Origin of the sequence: Rhizobium sp. MHM7A, assembly GCF_005862215.1 — a bacterium.
GTDB classification, from domain to species: domain Bacteria; phylum Pseudomonadota; class Alphaproteobacteria; order Rhizobiales; family Rhizobiaceae; genus Rhizobium; species Rhizobium bangladeshense.
Genome location: NZ_VCHT01000001.1, coordinates 900,549 through 914,518 on the forward strand (window position 1 = coordinate 900,549; position 13,970 = coordinate 914,518).

21 protein-coding genes are annotated in these 13,970 nt (G+C 54.1%); 12 read left to right on the plus strand and 9 right to left on the minus strand.

Features of this window, described 5'->3' with window-relative positions; all coding sequences use genetic code 11:
* Window positions 1-64 precede the first annotated feature (64 nt).
* Window positions 65-622: a hypothetical protein gene (locus tag FFR93_RS05230; RefSeq protein ID WP_138392318.1), complete on the plus strand. Its 558-nt coding sequence runs from the start codon at window positions 65-67 to the stop codon at window positions 620-622.
* Here the strand turns inward: FFR93_RS05230 and FFR93_RS05235 are convergent, their stop codons facing one another.
* Window positions 623-1,363 (minus strand): hypothetical protein, encoded by a 741-nt coding sequence (locus tag FFR93_RS05235; protein WP_171049094.1) that lies wholly within the window; start codon window positions 1,361-1,363, stop codon window positions 623-625.
* 24 nt (window positions 1,364-1,387) lie between these two features.
* Between FFR93_RS05235 and FFR93_RS05240 the strand changes: the two genes are divergently transcribed.
* Window positions 1,388-2,047, plus strand: a complete 660-nt coding sequence (locus FFR93_RS05240; RefSeq protein ID WP_138392320.1) for a hypothetical protein — start codon at window positions 1,388-1,390, stop codon at window positions 2,045-2,047.
* Between the two features lie 110 nt (window positions 2,048-2,157).
* Here the strand turns inward: FFR93_RS05240 and FFR93_RS05245 are convergent, their stop codons facing one another.
* Together FFR93_RS05245 and FFR93_RS05250 are read right to left on the minus strand one after the other, a co-directional pair.
* Window positions 2,158-2,583 (minus strand): hypothetical protein, encoded by a 426-nt coding sequence (locus FFR93_RS05245; RefSeq protein ID WP_138392321.1) that lies wholly within the window; start codon window positions 2,581-2,583, stop codon window positions 2,158-2,160.
* Between the two features lie 8 nt (window positions 2,584-2,591).
* Window positions 2,592-3,128, minus strand: coding sequence for a hypothetical protein (locus FFR93_RS05250; RefSeq protein WP_138392322.1), 537 nt, complete (start codon window positions 3,126-3,128; stop codon window positions 2,592-2,594).
* A 175-nt stretch (window positions 3,129-3,303) separates the two neighbouring features.
* On the opposite strand from FFR93_RS05250, the gene FFR93_RS05255 reads away from it, so the two are divergent.
* Complete coding sequence (locus FFR93_RS05255; RefSeq protein WP_171049095.1) at window positions 3,304-4,329, plus strand: ADP-ribosylglycohydrolase family protein; 1,026 nt, start codon at window positions 3,304-3,306, stop codon at window positions 4,327-4,329.
* Between the two features lie 110 nt (window positions 4,330-4,439).
* On the plus strand, window positions 4,440-4,904 hold the full coding sequence (locus tag FFR93_RS05260) for a hypothetical protein (RefSeq protein WP_138392324.1): 465 nt from the start codon (window positions 4,440-4,442) through the stop codon (window positions 4,902-4,904).
* 9 nt (window positions 4,905-4,913) lie between these two features.
* On the opposite strand, the gene FFR93_RS05265 is transcribed toward FFR93_RS05260, so the two are convergent.
* The 3 genes from FFR93_RS05265 to FFR93_RS05275 all read right to left on the minus strand — a co-directional run bounded on the left by FFR93_RS05265 (window position 4,914) and on the right by FFR93_RS05275 (window position 6,908).
* A complete protein-coding gene (locus tag FFR93_RS05265) occupies window positions 4,914-5,270 on the minus strand; it encodes a hypothetical protein (protein ID WP_138392325.1) in 357 nt (118 codons plus the stop codon).
* A gap of 86 nt (window positions 5,271-5,356) precedes the next feature.
* Window positions 5,357-6,001, minus strand: a complete 645-nt coding sequence (locus FFR93_RS05270; RefSeq protein WP_138392326.1) for a hypothetical protein — start codon at window positions 5,999-6,001, stop codon at window positions 5,357-5,359.
* A 70-nt stretch (window positions 6,002-6,071) separates the two neighbouring features.
* Complete coding sequence (locus tag FFR93_RS05275; protein ID WP_171049096.1) at window positions 6,072-6,908, minus strand: RNA ligase family protein; 837 nt, start codon at window positions 6,906-6,908, stop codon at window positions 6,072-6,074.
* Window positions 6,909-6,920: 12 nt separating this feature from the next.
* On the opposite strand from FFR93_RS05275, the gene FFR93_RS40735 reads away from it, so the two are divergent.
* The 7 genes from FFR93_RS40735 (at window position 6,921) to FFR93_RS05305 (ending at window position 9,660) form a co-directional block, all read left to right on the plus strand.
* Window positions 6,921-7,097 carry a hypothetical protein gene (locus FFR93_RS40735; RefSeq protein ID WP_171049097.1) on the plus strand — a complete coding sequence of 59 codons (177 nt, stop codon included), beginning with the start codon at window positions 6,921-6,923 and terminating at the stop codon, window positions 7,095-7,097.
* A gap of 77 nt (window positions 7,098-7,174) precedes the next feature.
* Complete coding sequence (locus tag FFR93_RS05280; protein ID WP_138392328.1) at window positions 7,175-7,366, plus strand: hypothetical protein; 192 nt, start codon at window positions 7,175-7,177, stop codon at window positions 7,364-7,366.
* A 312-nt stretch (window positions 7,367-7,678) separates the two neighbouring features.
* Window positions 7,679-8,017, plus strand: a complete 339-nt coding sequence (locus FFR93_RS05285; protein ID WP_138392329.1) for a hypothetical protein — start codon at window positions 7,679-7,681, stop codon at window positions 8,015-8,017.
* Between the two features lie 98 nt (window positions 8,018-8,115).
* On the plus strand, window positions 8,116-8,325 hold the full coding sequence (locus tag FFR93_RS05290) for a hypothetical protein (protein ID WP_138392330.1): 210 nt from the start codon (window positions 8,116-8,118) through the stop codon (window positions 8,323-8,325).
* A 24-nt stretch (window positions 8,326-8,349) separates the two neighbouring features.
* On the plus strand, window positions 8,350-8,757 hold the full coding sequence (locus FFR93_RS05295; RefSeq protein WP_138392331.1) for a hypothetical protein: 408 nt from the start codon (window positions 8,350-8,352) through the stop codon (window positions 8,755-8,757).
* Window positions 8,758-8,777: 20 nt separating this feature from the next.
* Window positions 8,778-9,185: a hypothetical protein gene (locus tag FFR93_RS05300; protein ID WP_138392332.1), complete on the plus strand. Its 408-nt coding sequence runs from the start codon at window positions 8,778-8,780 to the stop codon at window positions 9,183-9,185.
* 4 nt (window positions 9,186-9,189) lie between these two features.
* Window positions 9,190-9,660, plus strand: a complete 471-nt coding sequence (locus tag FFR93_RS05305) for a hypothetical protein (protein WP_138392333.1) — start codon at window positions 9,190-9,192, stop codon at window positions 9,658-9,660.
* Between the two features lie 20 nt (window positions 9,661-9,680).
* On the opposite strand, the gene FFR93_RS05310 is transcribed toward FFR93_RS05305, so the two are convergent.
* On the minus strand, window positions 9,681-10,145 hold the full coding sequence (locus tag FFR93_RS05310; RefSeq protein ID WP_138392334.1) for a hypothetical protein: 465 nt from the start codon (window positions 10,143-10,145) through the stop codon (window positions 9,681-9,683).
* Between the two features lie 28 nt (window positions 10,146-10,173).
* Between FFR93_RS05310 and FFR93_RS05315 the strand changes: the two genes are divergently transcribed.
* Window positions 10,174-10,728 (plus strand): hypothetical protein, encoded by a 555-nt coding sequence (locus FFR93_RS05315; protein ID WP_138392335.1) that lies wholly within the window; start codon window positions 10,174-10,176, stop codon window positions 10,726-10,728.
* Here the strand turns inward: FFR93_RS05315 and FFR93_RS05320 are convergent.
* Both FFR93_RS05320 and FFR93_RS05325 read right to left on the minus strand, forming a co-directional pair.
* Window positions 10,720-11,916, minus strand: a complete 1,197-nt coding sequence (locus FFR93_RS05320; protein WP_138392336.1) for a GIY-YIG nuclease family protein — start codon at window positions 11,914-11,916, stop codon at window positions 10,720-10,722. The two genes, FFR93_RS05315 and FFR93_RS05320, sit on opposite strands and share 9 nt — an antisense overlap.
* A complete protein-coding gene (locus FFR93_RS05325) occupies window positions 11,916-13,958 on the minus strand; it encodes a DEAD/DEAH box helicase (RefSeq protein ID WP_138392337.1) in 2,043 nt (680 codons plus the stop codon). The genes FFR93_RS05320 and FFR93_RS05325 overlap by 1 nt, the downstream gene beginning before the upstream one ends.
* Window positions 13,959-13,970: the final 12 nt, after the last annotated feature.

The following is a 13,970-nucleotide window of genomic DNA, read 5'->3' on the forward strand; positions in this document are numbered from 1 at the left end:
ATACGTCTTGAAGAAACCAGAATTCCTTGCGGTAATGAGTGTACTATTGTCGAGATGGCATCTCATGCTCAAATTTATCGCGACGCTCCTGCTGTCATTTTCCTGTTGTTCATCCGCCTATGCGCGGTCTGAAGTGCGTACTCTCGACGATTGGTCCACAGACATGCTCAGAAAGTTGCCGTTCGTTGACGGGCAAATGACTGCGAAGAATTATGGCGATGTGAGCCGTGCTTATGTAGAGAACATGACCAGGTTCTACACGCAGTCGACTGAAAACAAGATCAATGCCGCGCGCAATTCCGGACGAAAACGAGCCGAAGGTTTTTTCAAGCACCACCGTGATCAGCAAATCGAGCGCATGAAGGCTTACGCGCGTGACACGGAAAAAGGCGTCATGAAGTCTCTTGACCCACTCCGCACCGGTGTCGTCAAACTTAGCGATGCCCGGCGTATTTTGCTCGAAATCGCCAAACGCAGCGACTTCAACAACAATGGATTGCTGGAAGCGCCGGAGGCTGACATGGCCGAGGCAGCCTTCGTCCGGGGAGTCGACCTCACAGACCCGGACGCGATAGACAAGATGATCTATGAACTCGACCAGGACGAAAAGCGGTGGCGGTGATCAGAAGCCGGGGCGACTCGACGGGACATCGGCACGATTGTCGTTGGCGATATTTCTGATCTGCGGATGACATCTCTCAGGATTGCTGATGTAAATGCTGGCCGAGACCATCTGCATCAACTCGCGAGCGGCAAAGTCCTTGCCCTCGTCATGCAGGCTCAATGCCAAGTTTACAGCAGGCTCGCGCATGCTGATCAGGGCTTGAGGATGGTCGTTGAAAAGGTCGGCCGCGCGCAGCGTGCGATGAAGCTTGAGGAGGTCCTGATTACGGCCCCCTGCCCTCGCAGACATCTCTCCGACTGATGCCGCGAAGGAACGAACCACGTCTTCGACCGTGTCGGGGAACTGGTTTCGAAAGATTTCCAGTTTGAATTCCTGATACAATGCATTCGCCAAGCGTCTGTTCGTGGTCTCACGTACCGTATGTTCGGGATGTAGTTTGTCAAAGCCGATGAGGATATCCTCAAACTGTAGAACTTCTCCTATCTCGGAGAACGTCAAAGTGGGCAGTAGTTGAGGGTAGATGCCAAGCTCGACCGAGCGATCCAGCCGGAAATCGTCCAGGGCGCGTTCGTAAGCCTGTCCGTTGTTGTAGAGGTAATCCTCGAATGCCAATCTCATGATGACGCGATCTGTCAGGCTCTGTACGCTAAGCCTGACAGAGGCGGATGCAAGTTGAAAGCCCCTTCGGCAATAGCTAGACGTTGCCGCTTGCGTGGTCAGAAACGATGATGTCAGCATGATCTTGTAGAGGACGAAACCAGCATGAAGAGCGTTAAATATGGCCTGATGCACAAGGAAACCCAGGAGTTCATGGGCGTTTACAATCCAAGCGAATTTTCAAAAGGCACATTCTCGATGCACGCCAGCAAGCGCTTCGAAGAAGACCACGTTCGAAATATCGTCGCGTTCTTTAACACCGAACCGACAAAAAGAGGCTCTTCGCAGTATCACAGCGTAACGGGCGGTTACGATCCTGATGAGTTCGTCGCGGTCGCTTTCCTGAGTAGCGAGAATGCCTTCAGCAAGTCTGAAGACATAAAGCAGATCGAACTGCCGGAAGTTGTCAGGTGCAAGATGAAGCAAGCCAGGACGTTCAAGGCCACGCCTCAAAAGCTGCGGGATCGCTATTTCAGCGCTGAGCTTCAGGAAGCCGTGCAAGGGCTCGACGTCGAGGCCTATGTTGTCGTTCCGGAAGAAGGACGCAGCCTGAAGGAAGGTGAGTTCATCTACATCAACCAGATCGACTCCGTCATCGGCGAGGTGAAGATGGTTTCGGCTGTGCCTGATGAATGGCCGATCACCGACACCGAGTACGAGCGGAAGGGATGGCAGTTTGTTCTGGTTGAACGCGGCACAAAAACATTGGAAGCCAAGGCGGTAGTGTCGGATATCGAGCCTCTCGTCCCAGCTCCCGGTCTTTAAAATGAAGGTGCTCCCGGATAAACAAAGGCCGATGCGGGAGGTCAATTCCGCATCGGCTGCTGCGGCGACATTTTTGGCTTTGTAATGTCAACAATCAAAAGGAATTCTGGTTAAAGCAGCGCCAGATTTACAGCATTTAGCAAAGCTCCGTTTCCATACATCTCATCAAAGGTATTCGATTCCAGGATCGGCTTCCCATCGTATTGTCTAAGAGCCAGCCGATTGTGATCAGGCAATAGGCCTTGAGGCAGATACCGGACCTTGACGCGATGACCGGAGATATAATCGAAGATGTATTGGACATCATGCTTGCGTGGCGACCCATAAAGCGGAATCCGTGCACTTGAAACGGCAGAGGCGACAATCTCGTCAAGCGGGCGGGCTTTTTCTCTCTCGGCTTGGGCGACCCCGGCACCATAAGGGCGCGCAAGCGACAAAAGCTCGATCACGAGGCGCGGTACGAAAATGTCGTCAGCCACCGGTCCATCCAGAACCACCCAGGTGAAGCCTTCATCGTCGACAATACTGATTGGCATGCGATCTCCTAATGACCAATCCGGCCGCGTACCTTGAAAAGCTTCTTGATCAGATCGGGCCGAACAAGTTCACCAGCGCCTGTCTCAATCCGTTCCAGACTGATATCAGCCTTGGCCATCAAACGGCACTCACCCACTCCGCTCGACCACATGGCGAAGGTTGCAGGCCAGTGAATCGTATCCGGATGTAGAGTTGCCTGAAAGCTATATCCATCGCCTGATCCAGTCGCATCGTAGGAATGGGCTCCCAATCTCGAAAAAGACCAGCTCTCTCCAAGTCCGTCCCCCGGCGACATTGACGAGATGAGATTAGCCCGCAGACGCATGGCCCGGTAGATGCGCACTCTGCCACGCGCATCGATTTCAATGAGTGAAGCAATGTCGGACTGAGCTTTCTCGATCTCAAGCTGAATCCGATCCACCACCCTTTGGTCAAACCGATAAAGGGTCTCACCCGTCAGATGTTTTGCTTCGATGACAGCGTGAACGAGGGACTCTGTGACGGTCGCCAGCCAGGGAGCCACATCAGAAGTCAATGCGATCATCTATTTCTCCCCATGCGAACTTTGACCAATCACAAGCAGTGCCCCATATTTAGGACAGTTCCCGCCTGGATACCACATGTTCAAGTTTCTCAAAAAGAAGAGCGCTGTGCCAAATCAGACAACCGATCCTGCTCAGAACCCTCAGCCCAGTCTTTTATCTCCTTTGGTGGACAGAATGCATGGCTGCATCAAGCTCGGCGCAGTTGGCGATGCTTACGGCTACGTCATAGAATTCGAGGACATCTACAAGATTTTCGAGAAGCACGGCGGGCCGATGCATTTCGCCGACCTCGACAAGTGGCGAGATCGAGACGGACGTTACATAGCCAGCGACGACACTCAGATGACGCTGTTTACGGCAGAAGGGATCGCAATAGCCTATGAGCGACGCGAAGAACCCGGCGACCTCGGGAAGATTACCATCGCTGAAGTGCGACAGGCCTATTTGCGCTGGTATGAGACCCAAAGGGGCCGCAGTACCCCGTCAGACGACAAAGGTGCGCTCTCCGGACATCCGGAAATGTTCTTCCCGCGAGCGCCGGGAAACACTTGCCTTGCAGCATGCAGAGAGGGCGCTGGGGCATTCACACCGCCGGGAGAGCCGGTGAACGATTCCATGGGATGCGGTGGCGTCATGCGCGTCGCACCGGTTGCTTTTCTGAAAGACCTGTCCTTCCAGGGGGCCTACGAGCTGGGTTGCGCGACGGCGGCGCTCACCCATGGACATCCGATGGGTTGGATGCCAAGCGGAATGCTGGCCTATATTCTCAAAGCTCTCTCGCAAGGAGCGACTGTCCTGGAGGCAACGAACGCCGCCATTGATCACATCAAACACCTCCCGCACGGGAATACACTCATCGCGATGATAGATCGAGCGCTTGTCCTGAGCGGGCGGCAAAAAATCGCGCCACAGGAAATCGAAATGATCGGCGGTGGATGGGTCGGACACGAATGCCTGGCGATCTCCCTGGCAGCAGCGATGATGGACGCACCACTCAAAACCATGATGACCGTCTCAGCAAATCATTCCGGCGACAGCGACTCGACGGCTGCCATCACCGGCCAATTGATCGGAGCCCAGCTCGGCCTGTCTGGCATTCGAAAAGCGTGGTCGGACATGGATCGCGTCTACGGGGACCTCGACTTGAAGGCGGCGACCGACATGACGCTCGCCCGTTTTCAGAAGGCCGCCCTCACCTGACGCCGCTGCTCTTCCTTGCATACGAGCATCGTAGAAAAGGGAGAGCAAACAAACAGTTGAGAACAGAGATGTCAAATTACCAGGTCCACGTCCTGAGCGCACACCCCCACATGGCTTTCGAAGTCGAGCATAAGACTTTGGAGAGCGCTCAAAACACTGTCGACGACATGAAAGAGTGGATGTCCGACGAGTTCGGCGAGTTCACCGACGAGTACACGTTTGAAGATCGCGATACCTTGCTCATCACCGGACCCGATGGAAAGGTTGTTGTTGCCTGGCAGAGAGAGGAAAAACTGGACCTAGCCCACTTCTCGAAAATCAGCCGCGAGAACATGCCCGAAACGTTCGACGGATGGCAAATTGTCAACAGCGATGGTTACAACATTCATGGCGACCACGATGATCCCTTCGATCTGAGCAGCTACTCGATCCTCTGCTATGGCGCACAGGACACCGCCCGTACCTGGGTCGAAAGCAATCCTGGCTATTCCGTCGTGCCGGTCTTTGGTGGCGATATCGAGGAGCCGGAATTCATCACTGGCGATGTGCTCTTACCGCCTGCCCCGAAGATATGAGAACTGTAATCAAAGGCCCGGTGAAGGCCCCGGCTGCTCCTCAGCGGCCGGGCCATAAGCAGATTTCTCGATCTGCAGCTTATCCACAAGACCGGCCTTCTTCATCGCTTCATTGAGGGCGAGACCCGCCGGAGACGTTATTTCCATGGCATCGATCACGCCATACATCTCGAAAATGAAGTCGTAAGCCTTCGAAGCGTACCCTTGTCGAGGTTCATAACTGCGGACGTAATGGATTTTAAAGCCTTCGCCACCACGCTTGGGTTTTCCAACAAGGCGAACAAGTTCACCTTCCGGCCCAGGACCGTCCCCAAACAGGAAGCAAACCGCTTTAGCGTCGCGCCAATAATCGTTGAACCGCCGCACGCGGCCAAAACGACGATCCTGAAACTCTTCGACTTTGGGCTTTGCACTCATGCAGCCAAGGTCGAGGCAAAACCTGCAACCAACAATCAGTTCAGCGCAAACGCCCTGCTACGAACGGGTGCCTGTTCTTCCTGCTCACCGAGTTCAAGGCGAATAACATCAAGCTCCTCTACCACTGGGTCCGGAACAAGCGGCTGAAGTGAGGAGATGAAGGCCGAAAGGTCCTCGCTGACGCGCCGGACGGACTCCGGAGGTTTGCTTTGTATCATTTTCAACATGCTCTGGCAGAAACCAACGATGCAACCATGGATTTCCGATGGCTGGATAGTGGAAAAAGCGTGCTTTACCGACTCCTTCAACGCCGGAACATTGTCGTATTCGATCAGGCGGATACGATCCTTCAACAGCATGCCGAATATCGGCACAAAAAGGTCGCAGGCCCCCTTTTCAGGCAGAGTCATGCCGGAGAATGCGCCGGTCATCAAGCTCCATAGTCGGACTTCGAACTGTTCGAATACCGCTTCCACAAGCTGGACAGTATGCGGAGGACTTGCCTGGATGTACTCTTCGGACGAAGCCCGATGCAAAAGCGCGCGGATGACACTCGGCGTACCAAACATTCCATCCGACGGCGAGCGGAAGGCCTCCAGCATCAGGACGAAGTAGCTTTCAGCAAGCTGCGTCACCCTTTCCTGGTAACGGTCGGAATTGCCAATCTTCAGGTCATGCACGACTGCCATGAAACAGGCAGCGAGATCGACATACTGCTCCGGCAACTCCGAAATCGTTCGGCGAACCACTTCAGGGGTAGATGATACCATTTTTCTTCACTTCTCCATGCATCCAATGGTCGTCCGTCTGGACGTGGCCGCTGCGGACCCATTTAGCAAGCCTCTTGCCAAACATCGAGTATGGAATTTCATCCACGCGACGAACGACAAAACCCTCCTGTTTTTCGACATCAAGGGACGCCGCCAGTTCCTCTGCGATCTTCATCGTGAACACACCACGCCACAGAAGCGGTGCTGGGGTGATGTTCAGCAAGTTGAACCATTCGAGCGTCTCATCGTAGGGCAGAGACACGTTGCGCTCATTCCAGATGCTGAGCCCCCACAGAAGCGGCGTCTGCGGGTAATAGATCGAGTGCATGGCGAACATGTTCTCGGTCGAGACTCGCCATCCCTCCGGAATATCCCCCTCGATACCAGCATGAAATTGCTTCGCTGAGCTGCGGGTCCAGTGATCACGTCCGTCGAGGCTGCGAGCATGACAGTTGCCAGGGCCTCGATACATGGTCCAGTTTTCGCCGTCACCCTTTTCGCTCGCCACACACTCGTGGCCGACCAACTGCGACAGATCGGCGATGATGCCATCGTCCTTACTGCGACCAGGCGAGATCGGCAAATGTTTCGTCTGAGGATATTTCACGCGCTCGCTGAAACTGTCGAGAAGCCCGGCCTTGCCCAGAATTTTCTGACAGCCGTCATCGTAAAACAGCGGACCACGCATACGTGTGCCGTTCGGGAGAATATAGTTCCCCCATTTATCGACGACGTCCGTCGAATAGATGCCAGCCGGGAGCGCGGGCACCTTGATGCCTGCAAGTGCGCGCAATTCCTCGACAGTGATCAGCGTCATCTCGGCTCGGATATGGCAAGCGTTGCAGACGCTCGCTCCGTTCTCAAGATAGAAGCCATCATCATCGAAAAGATCACGCTCCAGAATATGGTGCGCGTCAACAGCCGGTTCGCCGCAGACAAGGCACTTGTAATTGTCACGCGCAAAGACCTTGTCCTTGAACTCTTCCCGGGCCAGAAGTTTGAATGACTGCGACATGACACTCTCGGCGATTTTTATTTCTCAAGGCCGTTCATACAATATTCGAAACGGAAAGGAAATATGTAATGTTGACATTATTTCGCCAACCACCGAATTCTTTCCAGAAAAAGGCATTGCGACGCAGCAGGCTTGAAAACCTGGCGCTCGCATTGCCGTTTCTGTTATTTGTCATCATGTTTTCATTAATTCCTCTGACCATCTTGCTGGCAGGCGGAGAAAATCATCCGCACATTCCAACTGCATCCGCGTTCCAGTGATCCGGATTTCTTTCGTCTGAGATTTTTTGCAAAACGGCTCTTGCAAAGTGGAAAAGGATGAACCACCTTTAAGACACAGCAAGTTCAACCCAAACAACGGATCACACGATCATGAACTACTAGCTCTTCCATACGGGTCGTCCGCACGGCTAAGGCCGAGGTTAAAGTATTTTTCTGGGAAAGCGCGCCTGCGTGCTGCATCCCTCCGTATAAAAAGTCGTTCCCTCGCGGTCCTCCGCGATCTCCTGCTTCAATCATTCAACTTTGATCTGAAGTTTCCACCCGAAGACCGGGTTAACAGGAGATATTACTATGGAAACGACGAAAACCACCCTCGAATCCCTCATTTCTTTCGCGAAGTATCGCGACATCAACGATGCCGAACAGGTATCCAAGGTTGCCGATCATATCGGTCCCATGGATCGCGACGCTTATCTTGCGACCATCGCAAGCTGGAAAAGCGAGTACAAAGCTCTTTCCCAGAAGCAGCGTGACCTGAAGCCGCAACGCAAAGGCGGCACGCCTGAGGCTTCTACCGCCATCACCAATCATCGTACCGGCCGGGATAACGCCCGCGCCTACATGCTGCTGCGCGCCGCTTTGAAGCTTGTCGCACGACGACATTTCGAAGAGTGCAAGAAGGCGGCCTGATGGCCTAAACGGGGAGAGCAAACGCTCTCCCCGCCCACCCCTGCACCATAAATCGTTGAACCGTTCGCGAGCATGTCTCGCCACAGGAATTCTTTGCCATGACGCAAGAAGAGATCGCCAGGATGTCCCCAGAGGAGCATCTGAAAACCTTGGCCCAGGCCAATAGGGATTACTGGAATTTTTCCAGCCAAATGCAATCGCAATGGGGAAGCGGGCGAGACCCGGGCGAAGAGGCAGATGAAAAACTCGATGCTCTTTGGGCCCAGATGCACCTGCTCACTGAAACTGCCCTGAAAAACAACGCGTAACCGGAAGAAGAATAGGAACCAGCCATGACTGAACAGACCCTCAGAGAAATCATCGAAGAAGCCGCGTCGGAGCTGTATACGTATAAGCACCCGGACGTCTCGGAATGCCAGGACCGCCTGAACGAGATCATCGTCGCTGCAAAACTCGGCGGCATCAGCCATGACAACCTGGCGCACATCGATATCAGTCGGGGCATGGTGCATATCCAGACCACATATTCTGTCCGTTCGTGCCCGCAGGAAGACTTCTACGAGTTTCCGGAACACATCATCGACGCCGTCGACCCGGTCAAGGCCGCAACCATTTGGGGGCTAGAAACCAAGCTCTCAGAGGAAAAGCAGAAACTGGGCAAGGCGCGAAGCGACCTCACCCTCTACGAGAAGCGCGTCGCAGAGGCAGAAACTGCTCTTGCCGCAACTGCCGCCAACTGAAACAAGGAAAGGACAAGGACATGACCTCCATCAACCCCGAAATGCAGCATAACGTCCCGGACGAAGTACCCCAGGGCGCGATCCTCCTGCGCATGAGCAAGGGCGACAATGCCTACAAGGCGCTTGTGGAGAACTCATTCTCCATGGACTGGAAGACCGATTCCGTTCGATTCTTCTGGAGTGGAAAAGCCTACTCGATCCTGGGGACGCACGAGTTGGACGGTTTCCAGGATGCCGAGGATCAACGCGCACATTACCAGTCCAAGTACCCGGATGACGTGCTAACCGTCTTCGATGTCAGAGACCCGAACCTACCAATCATCATCGACTGGGAAGAATGGCAGAAGAACCGCGAACACGGTCGTCAGGACGACAGGCGTTGGCGCAAGTTCCTGGCCCGCAATCCCTCATTCAAGATGAAGGATTGATCTTATGTGTCAGAAGACTTGCACAGCCATCGCGCGGCCGACCATTTATTCTGCTATCTGCTACCGGCCAAGTCACTTCAACCGGGACACCGGGGATCAGCAGGACGATGATCACCTCATCCGCTGCTTTGATGATCTCGACGAACTAGTGGCATTTGTCTCGCCCCTGCTTCGCGAAAACATACTCGGCGAGAACCTGATCGATTGGGATATCACCGTACTCATCGATGGCGTCGACTGGGCCCTCTACGAATCTATGGATACCGCGACCAAAGCTCTCTACGGCCCGAAGATGGAAGAGGTAGTCGACAGAATGAAGTCCGTGGAATCCGCACTTTATGCGGAGAAGGCTGAGAACGATAAAAAGGAGCAGGCAAGGCTTGCGAGAGCGAACAAAAAAGCCGCCAACCGGCAGGAAACCAAGGACAAGGCCCTGCTGAAGACCCTCATCGCGAAGTATGGCGCGCCGACATAGCGCACCATAGAGACGGTCTCTTAGGCTTCTCCAGCGACACCCGAACCTGCGAGTGCCTTGTCTACAGCCTCTTTGAGCGTCTCCGGGATCGGTCCGTCGATGTTGTCGCCAGGTTGAATGTATTCAGGGCTTCGGACCAGATACCAGCCTCCGCGTTCGATCAGGACGCCCGGCTTGCCGGTGATCTCGCAGGTTTCTCGACTCGCCTCTTCAGCGGCATGATAGGCGGCGCGAATGCGATCAATCGTCTCTTCGTCGACCTCGTCCTTGAAGTAATAGTAGATGACGAGTTCGCCCCATTTCTCCTTGATCTGCCGCAGGTCGAACTGTTCCGGCTTGACACCCGACGCCATCACAACTTCGAAGAAGCCCCGGAGGAGCCGATCCCACCCTTCATTGCATTCCGGGAAGCGCGTCACATAACCGGGGTAATCAGCGCTCAGGCGATCATACCAGGAGACTTCAGTCTGTTTTTCAGTGCTCATTTCGCAAAACCTCAATTGTTGAGGAACGATGCACGAAACGACGCGGCTGCGCAAGATGTCAACACTTGAAATCCTTACAATGTTCAGACGAACGCTTGCAGCAAGGAGAAATCCAGATCAGACTTTTGGTATGAACAAAGAAAATCCTATAAAATTCCTGAACGAAACTCCTGGAGACACGTCCCTGTGGACGGGGTACCGTGAATACATGTGGTACGATGGCCCAATGATTTTTTCCATCGGCACAGCAACCAGGCGATATTTTTTCCAGGCTCTGGCCGAAGACGAACGCAGCGAGGCAGCCAAGGTCATTCCCTATCTCGTCATACCGATGACGGGCAAACGGGAGAAGGACGTTGCCGACAACAAGCTGAGCTTGAGACAAGCCGTACTTCATTCCGGCGGCAAGGTCTTCAAGACCTACGACAACGGCAAATCATTCGAAGTTGTTGAAGCCCTCTCCGAAAGCGAGCTTTGCCGGAAAGGGGTAAGGTTGGATTTCAATCATCCCGCCTGGCACCGAAAGCTCAAAAGACGGATGTACAAACGCAAATTGCGGGACGCCCGAAAACCCTCAACCTGAAATCTCGACCAGACACCGCTCCAACCGGTCATACCGATATCTGACCAGCGTCTGGTCGACAATTCGATCAACGATCTGGTCAATGACCGGTAGCGGGACCAAGAACCATTCTTTCGGCTTGTAAGGTCTGTTGAACCGATCTTGTATCTCGATGTCCAGGCATACAGCGGAGAGAAAGGCGTGTAACTTTGCTTCAATCTGCCTGGGATCGGAATTGTATATCGCGTAGTGCTTCAGCAGCACCGCACGGCCAAAGAGGAAGGTCGGATCGTCCTTTGCCCCGGCAACGCGTGCCTTCGGTTGACCAGTCGTTACGCCAACTTTGTAGAGATGTTCGAAACTTCGAAGCGCTTCCGGCGGATTCTCCGCCCGGGCAACGTAAATATAGCCCGTCAGCCTGTCTGGCTGAGCTGATTCTGGCGAAAACAGTGGCCCCTGCTCTGGGTTGCTAATGCGCCGACCATTCGGGTCGCGGTAAAGCAGCCGGGCAAGAGAACGAAACAGAAGAGCGGCCTCGGTTCCGTTATCGTAAATCACCCGAAGCCTGGCGTTCTTGCGGCGAGTCTTGCCTGTCTCTTCGAGTTCATCCATCTCCGCAACGTAAAGAATGACCCCATTCAGGATATAGAAGTCGCCCTGTTTAATTTCAGACTCGTTGACGAATCGGCGAGTCGTCCTTTTGCTCGACGAAATTTCCTCTGCGCACTGATCCAGAAGTGGTTTGAACCGGTCGAAGTCTTCGCACTTCTTGCGTTCCGCTATGTACTCGGGTTCATCTTTCGTCGCGGCGCGGCCAGCATTGCGGATAACGAACAAATCGACGTCCGAGCTATCGTCTTCCATGGTATCAAGATCAGCAAGGACATCGTCGATGGTGCGGCCACGTTCAGGCTCTCTCGGGGTCGACGCGAGTAGGCCATGCCGGTCAAATCCAGACAGAGCCGACGGCAACGCCGGATGGTTCTGGTACCTGTGAAGCCGGATTGCCAATAAACGCTCGCCCACCGACACGGGAGACTCTCCTGGCGTGGAGAACTCGCGCGGCGCATGTCCGTATCGATCAACAAACGCGTTGATTTCCTCAAAATCCGAGCCGATCCGATCAGTGCTCGACGTCTGAGGAGCCTTGACGACTTCCTCGATGAGGTCGTCGTTGGCGAGGATGTCATCGATACTGCGACGGACCATCAAACGGCTTCCTGAGCTGCCTTGTTCTGCGCCTTCCGGATACGCAGCCACACATAAATCTCACCCATACGCGCGACCTTCGGGTTAGGACTGTCGGCTGACGGCCACTCTCCATGGTGTTTTTTATAGGCCACGATCTCATCGTACATCAAGACCGCCTCGGCCTCAGTGACCTCAATCTTGGTGGAGCGCAGAGCATCGTGGATGGTCTTCAGGACCGGTGCGGTCACCGACTTGGACAACACTTCGTATGCCCTCTGAAATGGATTGATGCTGTCGATCAGATCAATGGACAGGTCGGAGACGTTGAACTGTCGGGCAAAGCGGACAAACCGATTGTCTCCAGAATGCCGGTCTTCATCATCTTCAAGATCATCACCGACCGGGCGAACCAACGCCGATGATCCTCCCTCCATGGCGCTGCTACGAACCACAGTGTCTACGAGGAAATGCTGGCGGACCTCTTCCACTGCTTCGTCATCGAGGTCGGGGTAACGTTCAGCGATAACCTTGGGAATGAGGCCCTGATTGATGACTTCAGGGGTAAAGACATCTGGGTTGAGCGCCGCCTTGAGGATCGTCGGATGCTGCAGAATCGTTGCCTTAAGATCGACCAGGTCCGTTTCAATGATCTGCCGTACCCGCTCAGATGATGGTTCTTTCAGACCAGATACGGTGATCTTACCCACGGAGCCGGTCTGCTCGTCTGTGTGAGGTGTCCCATCCAGTTCGTCACTGTCCCGCCGAGATGTGAACTTGAATACCGGTGCCAGAACCTGCTCCATCAGCAGCGAGCAGGCAATAGCCTTGAGCATGTTGTTCACGGCTTCTGTGACTTTGGACGACGCTGCGTCAGGCTCTGCGATCAGGTTCGTGAATTGGGCGTGCGCTTTGCCGGGAGCATCACGTGTCGTTCTCCCAATGATCTGGATGACTTCGGTCATCGAACCTCGGTAACCGATGGTGAGGGCATGTTCACACCAGACCCAATCGAACCCCTCTTTGGCCAGGTTTAGCGCGATAATCATATCGAAATCATCACGCCCGTCAGGCTTCCCGACATTATCGCGGATCGTCGCCATCGCGACATCGCGCCCTCTTTCCTCAACGAGATTGATGACCTTCAAAACCCCTCGGCCGTCATGCCGGGTCACATGATGGATACCGGTCGCCGGATCAAAACGATCAACTTCACCTAGCTTGTCAATGATACGGTCGACTTCGTCATACTTGGTTTCCCGGGTCGACTCGTTCGAATTCACATGCGGGATGTGAATGATGGTCTTCTTATCGACATCGAGAACTTCCTGGATCGCCTCAAGATATGTCCCACGATAGAAATGATATCCGATGCCCAAGGTGCTGAGATAATCGTAGCCATTCAGCTGTTCATAATATGTATAGGCGACCTTGGTGAAGCGCGCCTCCTCTTCCGGGAGCAGGATTGGCTGACCATCCCCTCGAAAGTAGGACCCGGTCATGGCAACGATATGCGTGTTCCGATTATTCATCAGACGACGAACCACATCGCCAAGCACGTTGTCATCACCGACGGCAACATGATGAAACTCATCGATGGCGACGCAGATATCTTCGAAAGCTTCCGGCCCAAGTTGCTCGAAGGCATTGCGAAGGGTCGCGTGCGTGCAAACCAGATTCTCCTGATCTGAGCCGAGAAAGTCGATCAGCTTCTTTGTCGTGCCTTGACCAGCGGAACCAATCCGATTGCAGAGGTTAAAGTCGCTTCGGACATCCCAGTCACTGTAGAAGCCGTGTCGCGACAGCTCAGTAGAGCCGAATGATGCCCCTATAGAGCGCTCGGGGACGGTCACGATGACTTTCTTCAACCCTTGCCGCTTGACCTTGTCGATACCGATAAACATCAAAGCCCGAGACTTGCCAGACGCGGGCGGAGCCTTAACCAACAAAAACTGAGCATTCCGGAAATCGAATGCGCGAGACTGCATCTCACGCATTCCCATGCTGTTACTCTTAGTGCTCGCACCTGTGCGGGCGTATGCGACGTTTACAAGATCGGTCATTCGGCATACTTT

Coding starts and splice junctions, on each gene's coding strand:
- FFR93_RS05310 (WP_138392334.1), bottom strand. CDS start 10,145: ATGAGCACTGAAAAACAGACTGAAGTCTCCTGGTATGATCGCCTGAGC.
- FFR93_RS05305 (WP_138392333.1), top strand. CDS start 9,190: ATGTGTCAGAAGACTTGCACAGCCATCGCGCGGCCGACCATTTATTCT.
- FFR93_RS05275 (WP_171049096.1), bottom strand. CDS start 6,908: ATGACGCTGATCACTGTCGAGGAATTGCGCGCACTTGCAGGCATCAAG.
- FFR93_RS05315 (WP_138392335.1), top strand. CDS start 10,174: ATGCACGAAACGACGCGGCTGCGCAAGATGTCAACACTTGAAATCCTT.
- FFR93_RS05230 (WP_138392318.1), top strand. CDS start 65: ATGCTCAAATTTATCGCGACGCTCCTGCTGTCATTTTCCTGTTGTTCA.
- FFR93_RS05250 (WP_138392322.1), bottom strand. CDS start 3,128: ATGATCGCATTGACTTCTGATGTGGCTCCCTGGCTGGCGACCGTCACA.
- FFR93_RS05235 (WP_171049094.1), bottom strand. CDS start 1,363: ATGCTGACATCATCGTTTCTGACCACGCAAGCGGCAACGTCTAGCTAT.
- FFR93_RS05245 (WP_138392321.1), bottom strand. CDS start 2,583: ATGCCAATCAGTATTGTCGACGATGAAGGCTTCACCTGGGTGGTTCTG.
- FFR93_RS40735 (WP_171049097.1), top strand. CDS start 6,921: ATGGCAAGCGTTGCAGACGCTCGCTCCGTTCTCAAGATAGAAGCCATC.
- FFR93_RS05295 (WP_138392331.1), top strand. CDS start 8,350: ATGACTGAACAGACCCTCAGAGAAATCATCGAAGAAGCCGCGTCGGAG.
- FFR93_RS05320 (WP_138392336.1), bottom strand. CDS start 11,916: ATGGTCCGTCGCAGTATCGATGACATCCTCGCCAACGACGACCTCATC.
- FFR93_RS05300 (WP_138392332.1), top strand. CDS start 8,778: ATGACCTCCATCAACCCCGAAATGCAGCATAACGTCCCGGACGAAGTA.
- FFR93_RS05290 (WP_138392330.1), top strand. CDS start 8,116: ATGACGCAAGAAGAGATCGCCAGGATGTCCCCAGAGGAGCATCTGAAA.
- FFR93_RS05285 (WP_138392329.1), top strand. CDS start 7,679: ATGGAAACGACGAAAACCACCCTCGAATCCCTCATTTCTTTCGCGAAG.
- FFR93_RS05280 (WP_138392328.1), top strand. CDS start 7,175: ATGTTGACATTATTTCGCCAACCACCGAATTCTTTCCAGAAAAAGGCA.
- FFR93_RS05325 (WP_138392337.1), bottom strand. CDS start 13,958: ATGACCGATCTTGTAAACGTCGCATACGCCCGCACAGGTGCGAGCACT.
- FFR93_RS05260 (WP_138392324.1), top strand. CDS start 4,440: ATGGCTTTCGAAGTCGAGCATAAGACTTTGGAGAGCGCTCAAAACACT.
- FFR93_RS05255 (WP_171049095.1), top strand. CDS start 3,304: ATGCATGGCTGCATCAAGCTCGGCGCAGTTGGCGATGCTTACGGCTAC.
- FFR93_RS05240 (WP_138392320.1), top strand. CDS start 1,388: ATGAAGAGCGTTAAATATGGCCTGATGCACAAGGAAACCCAGGAGTTC.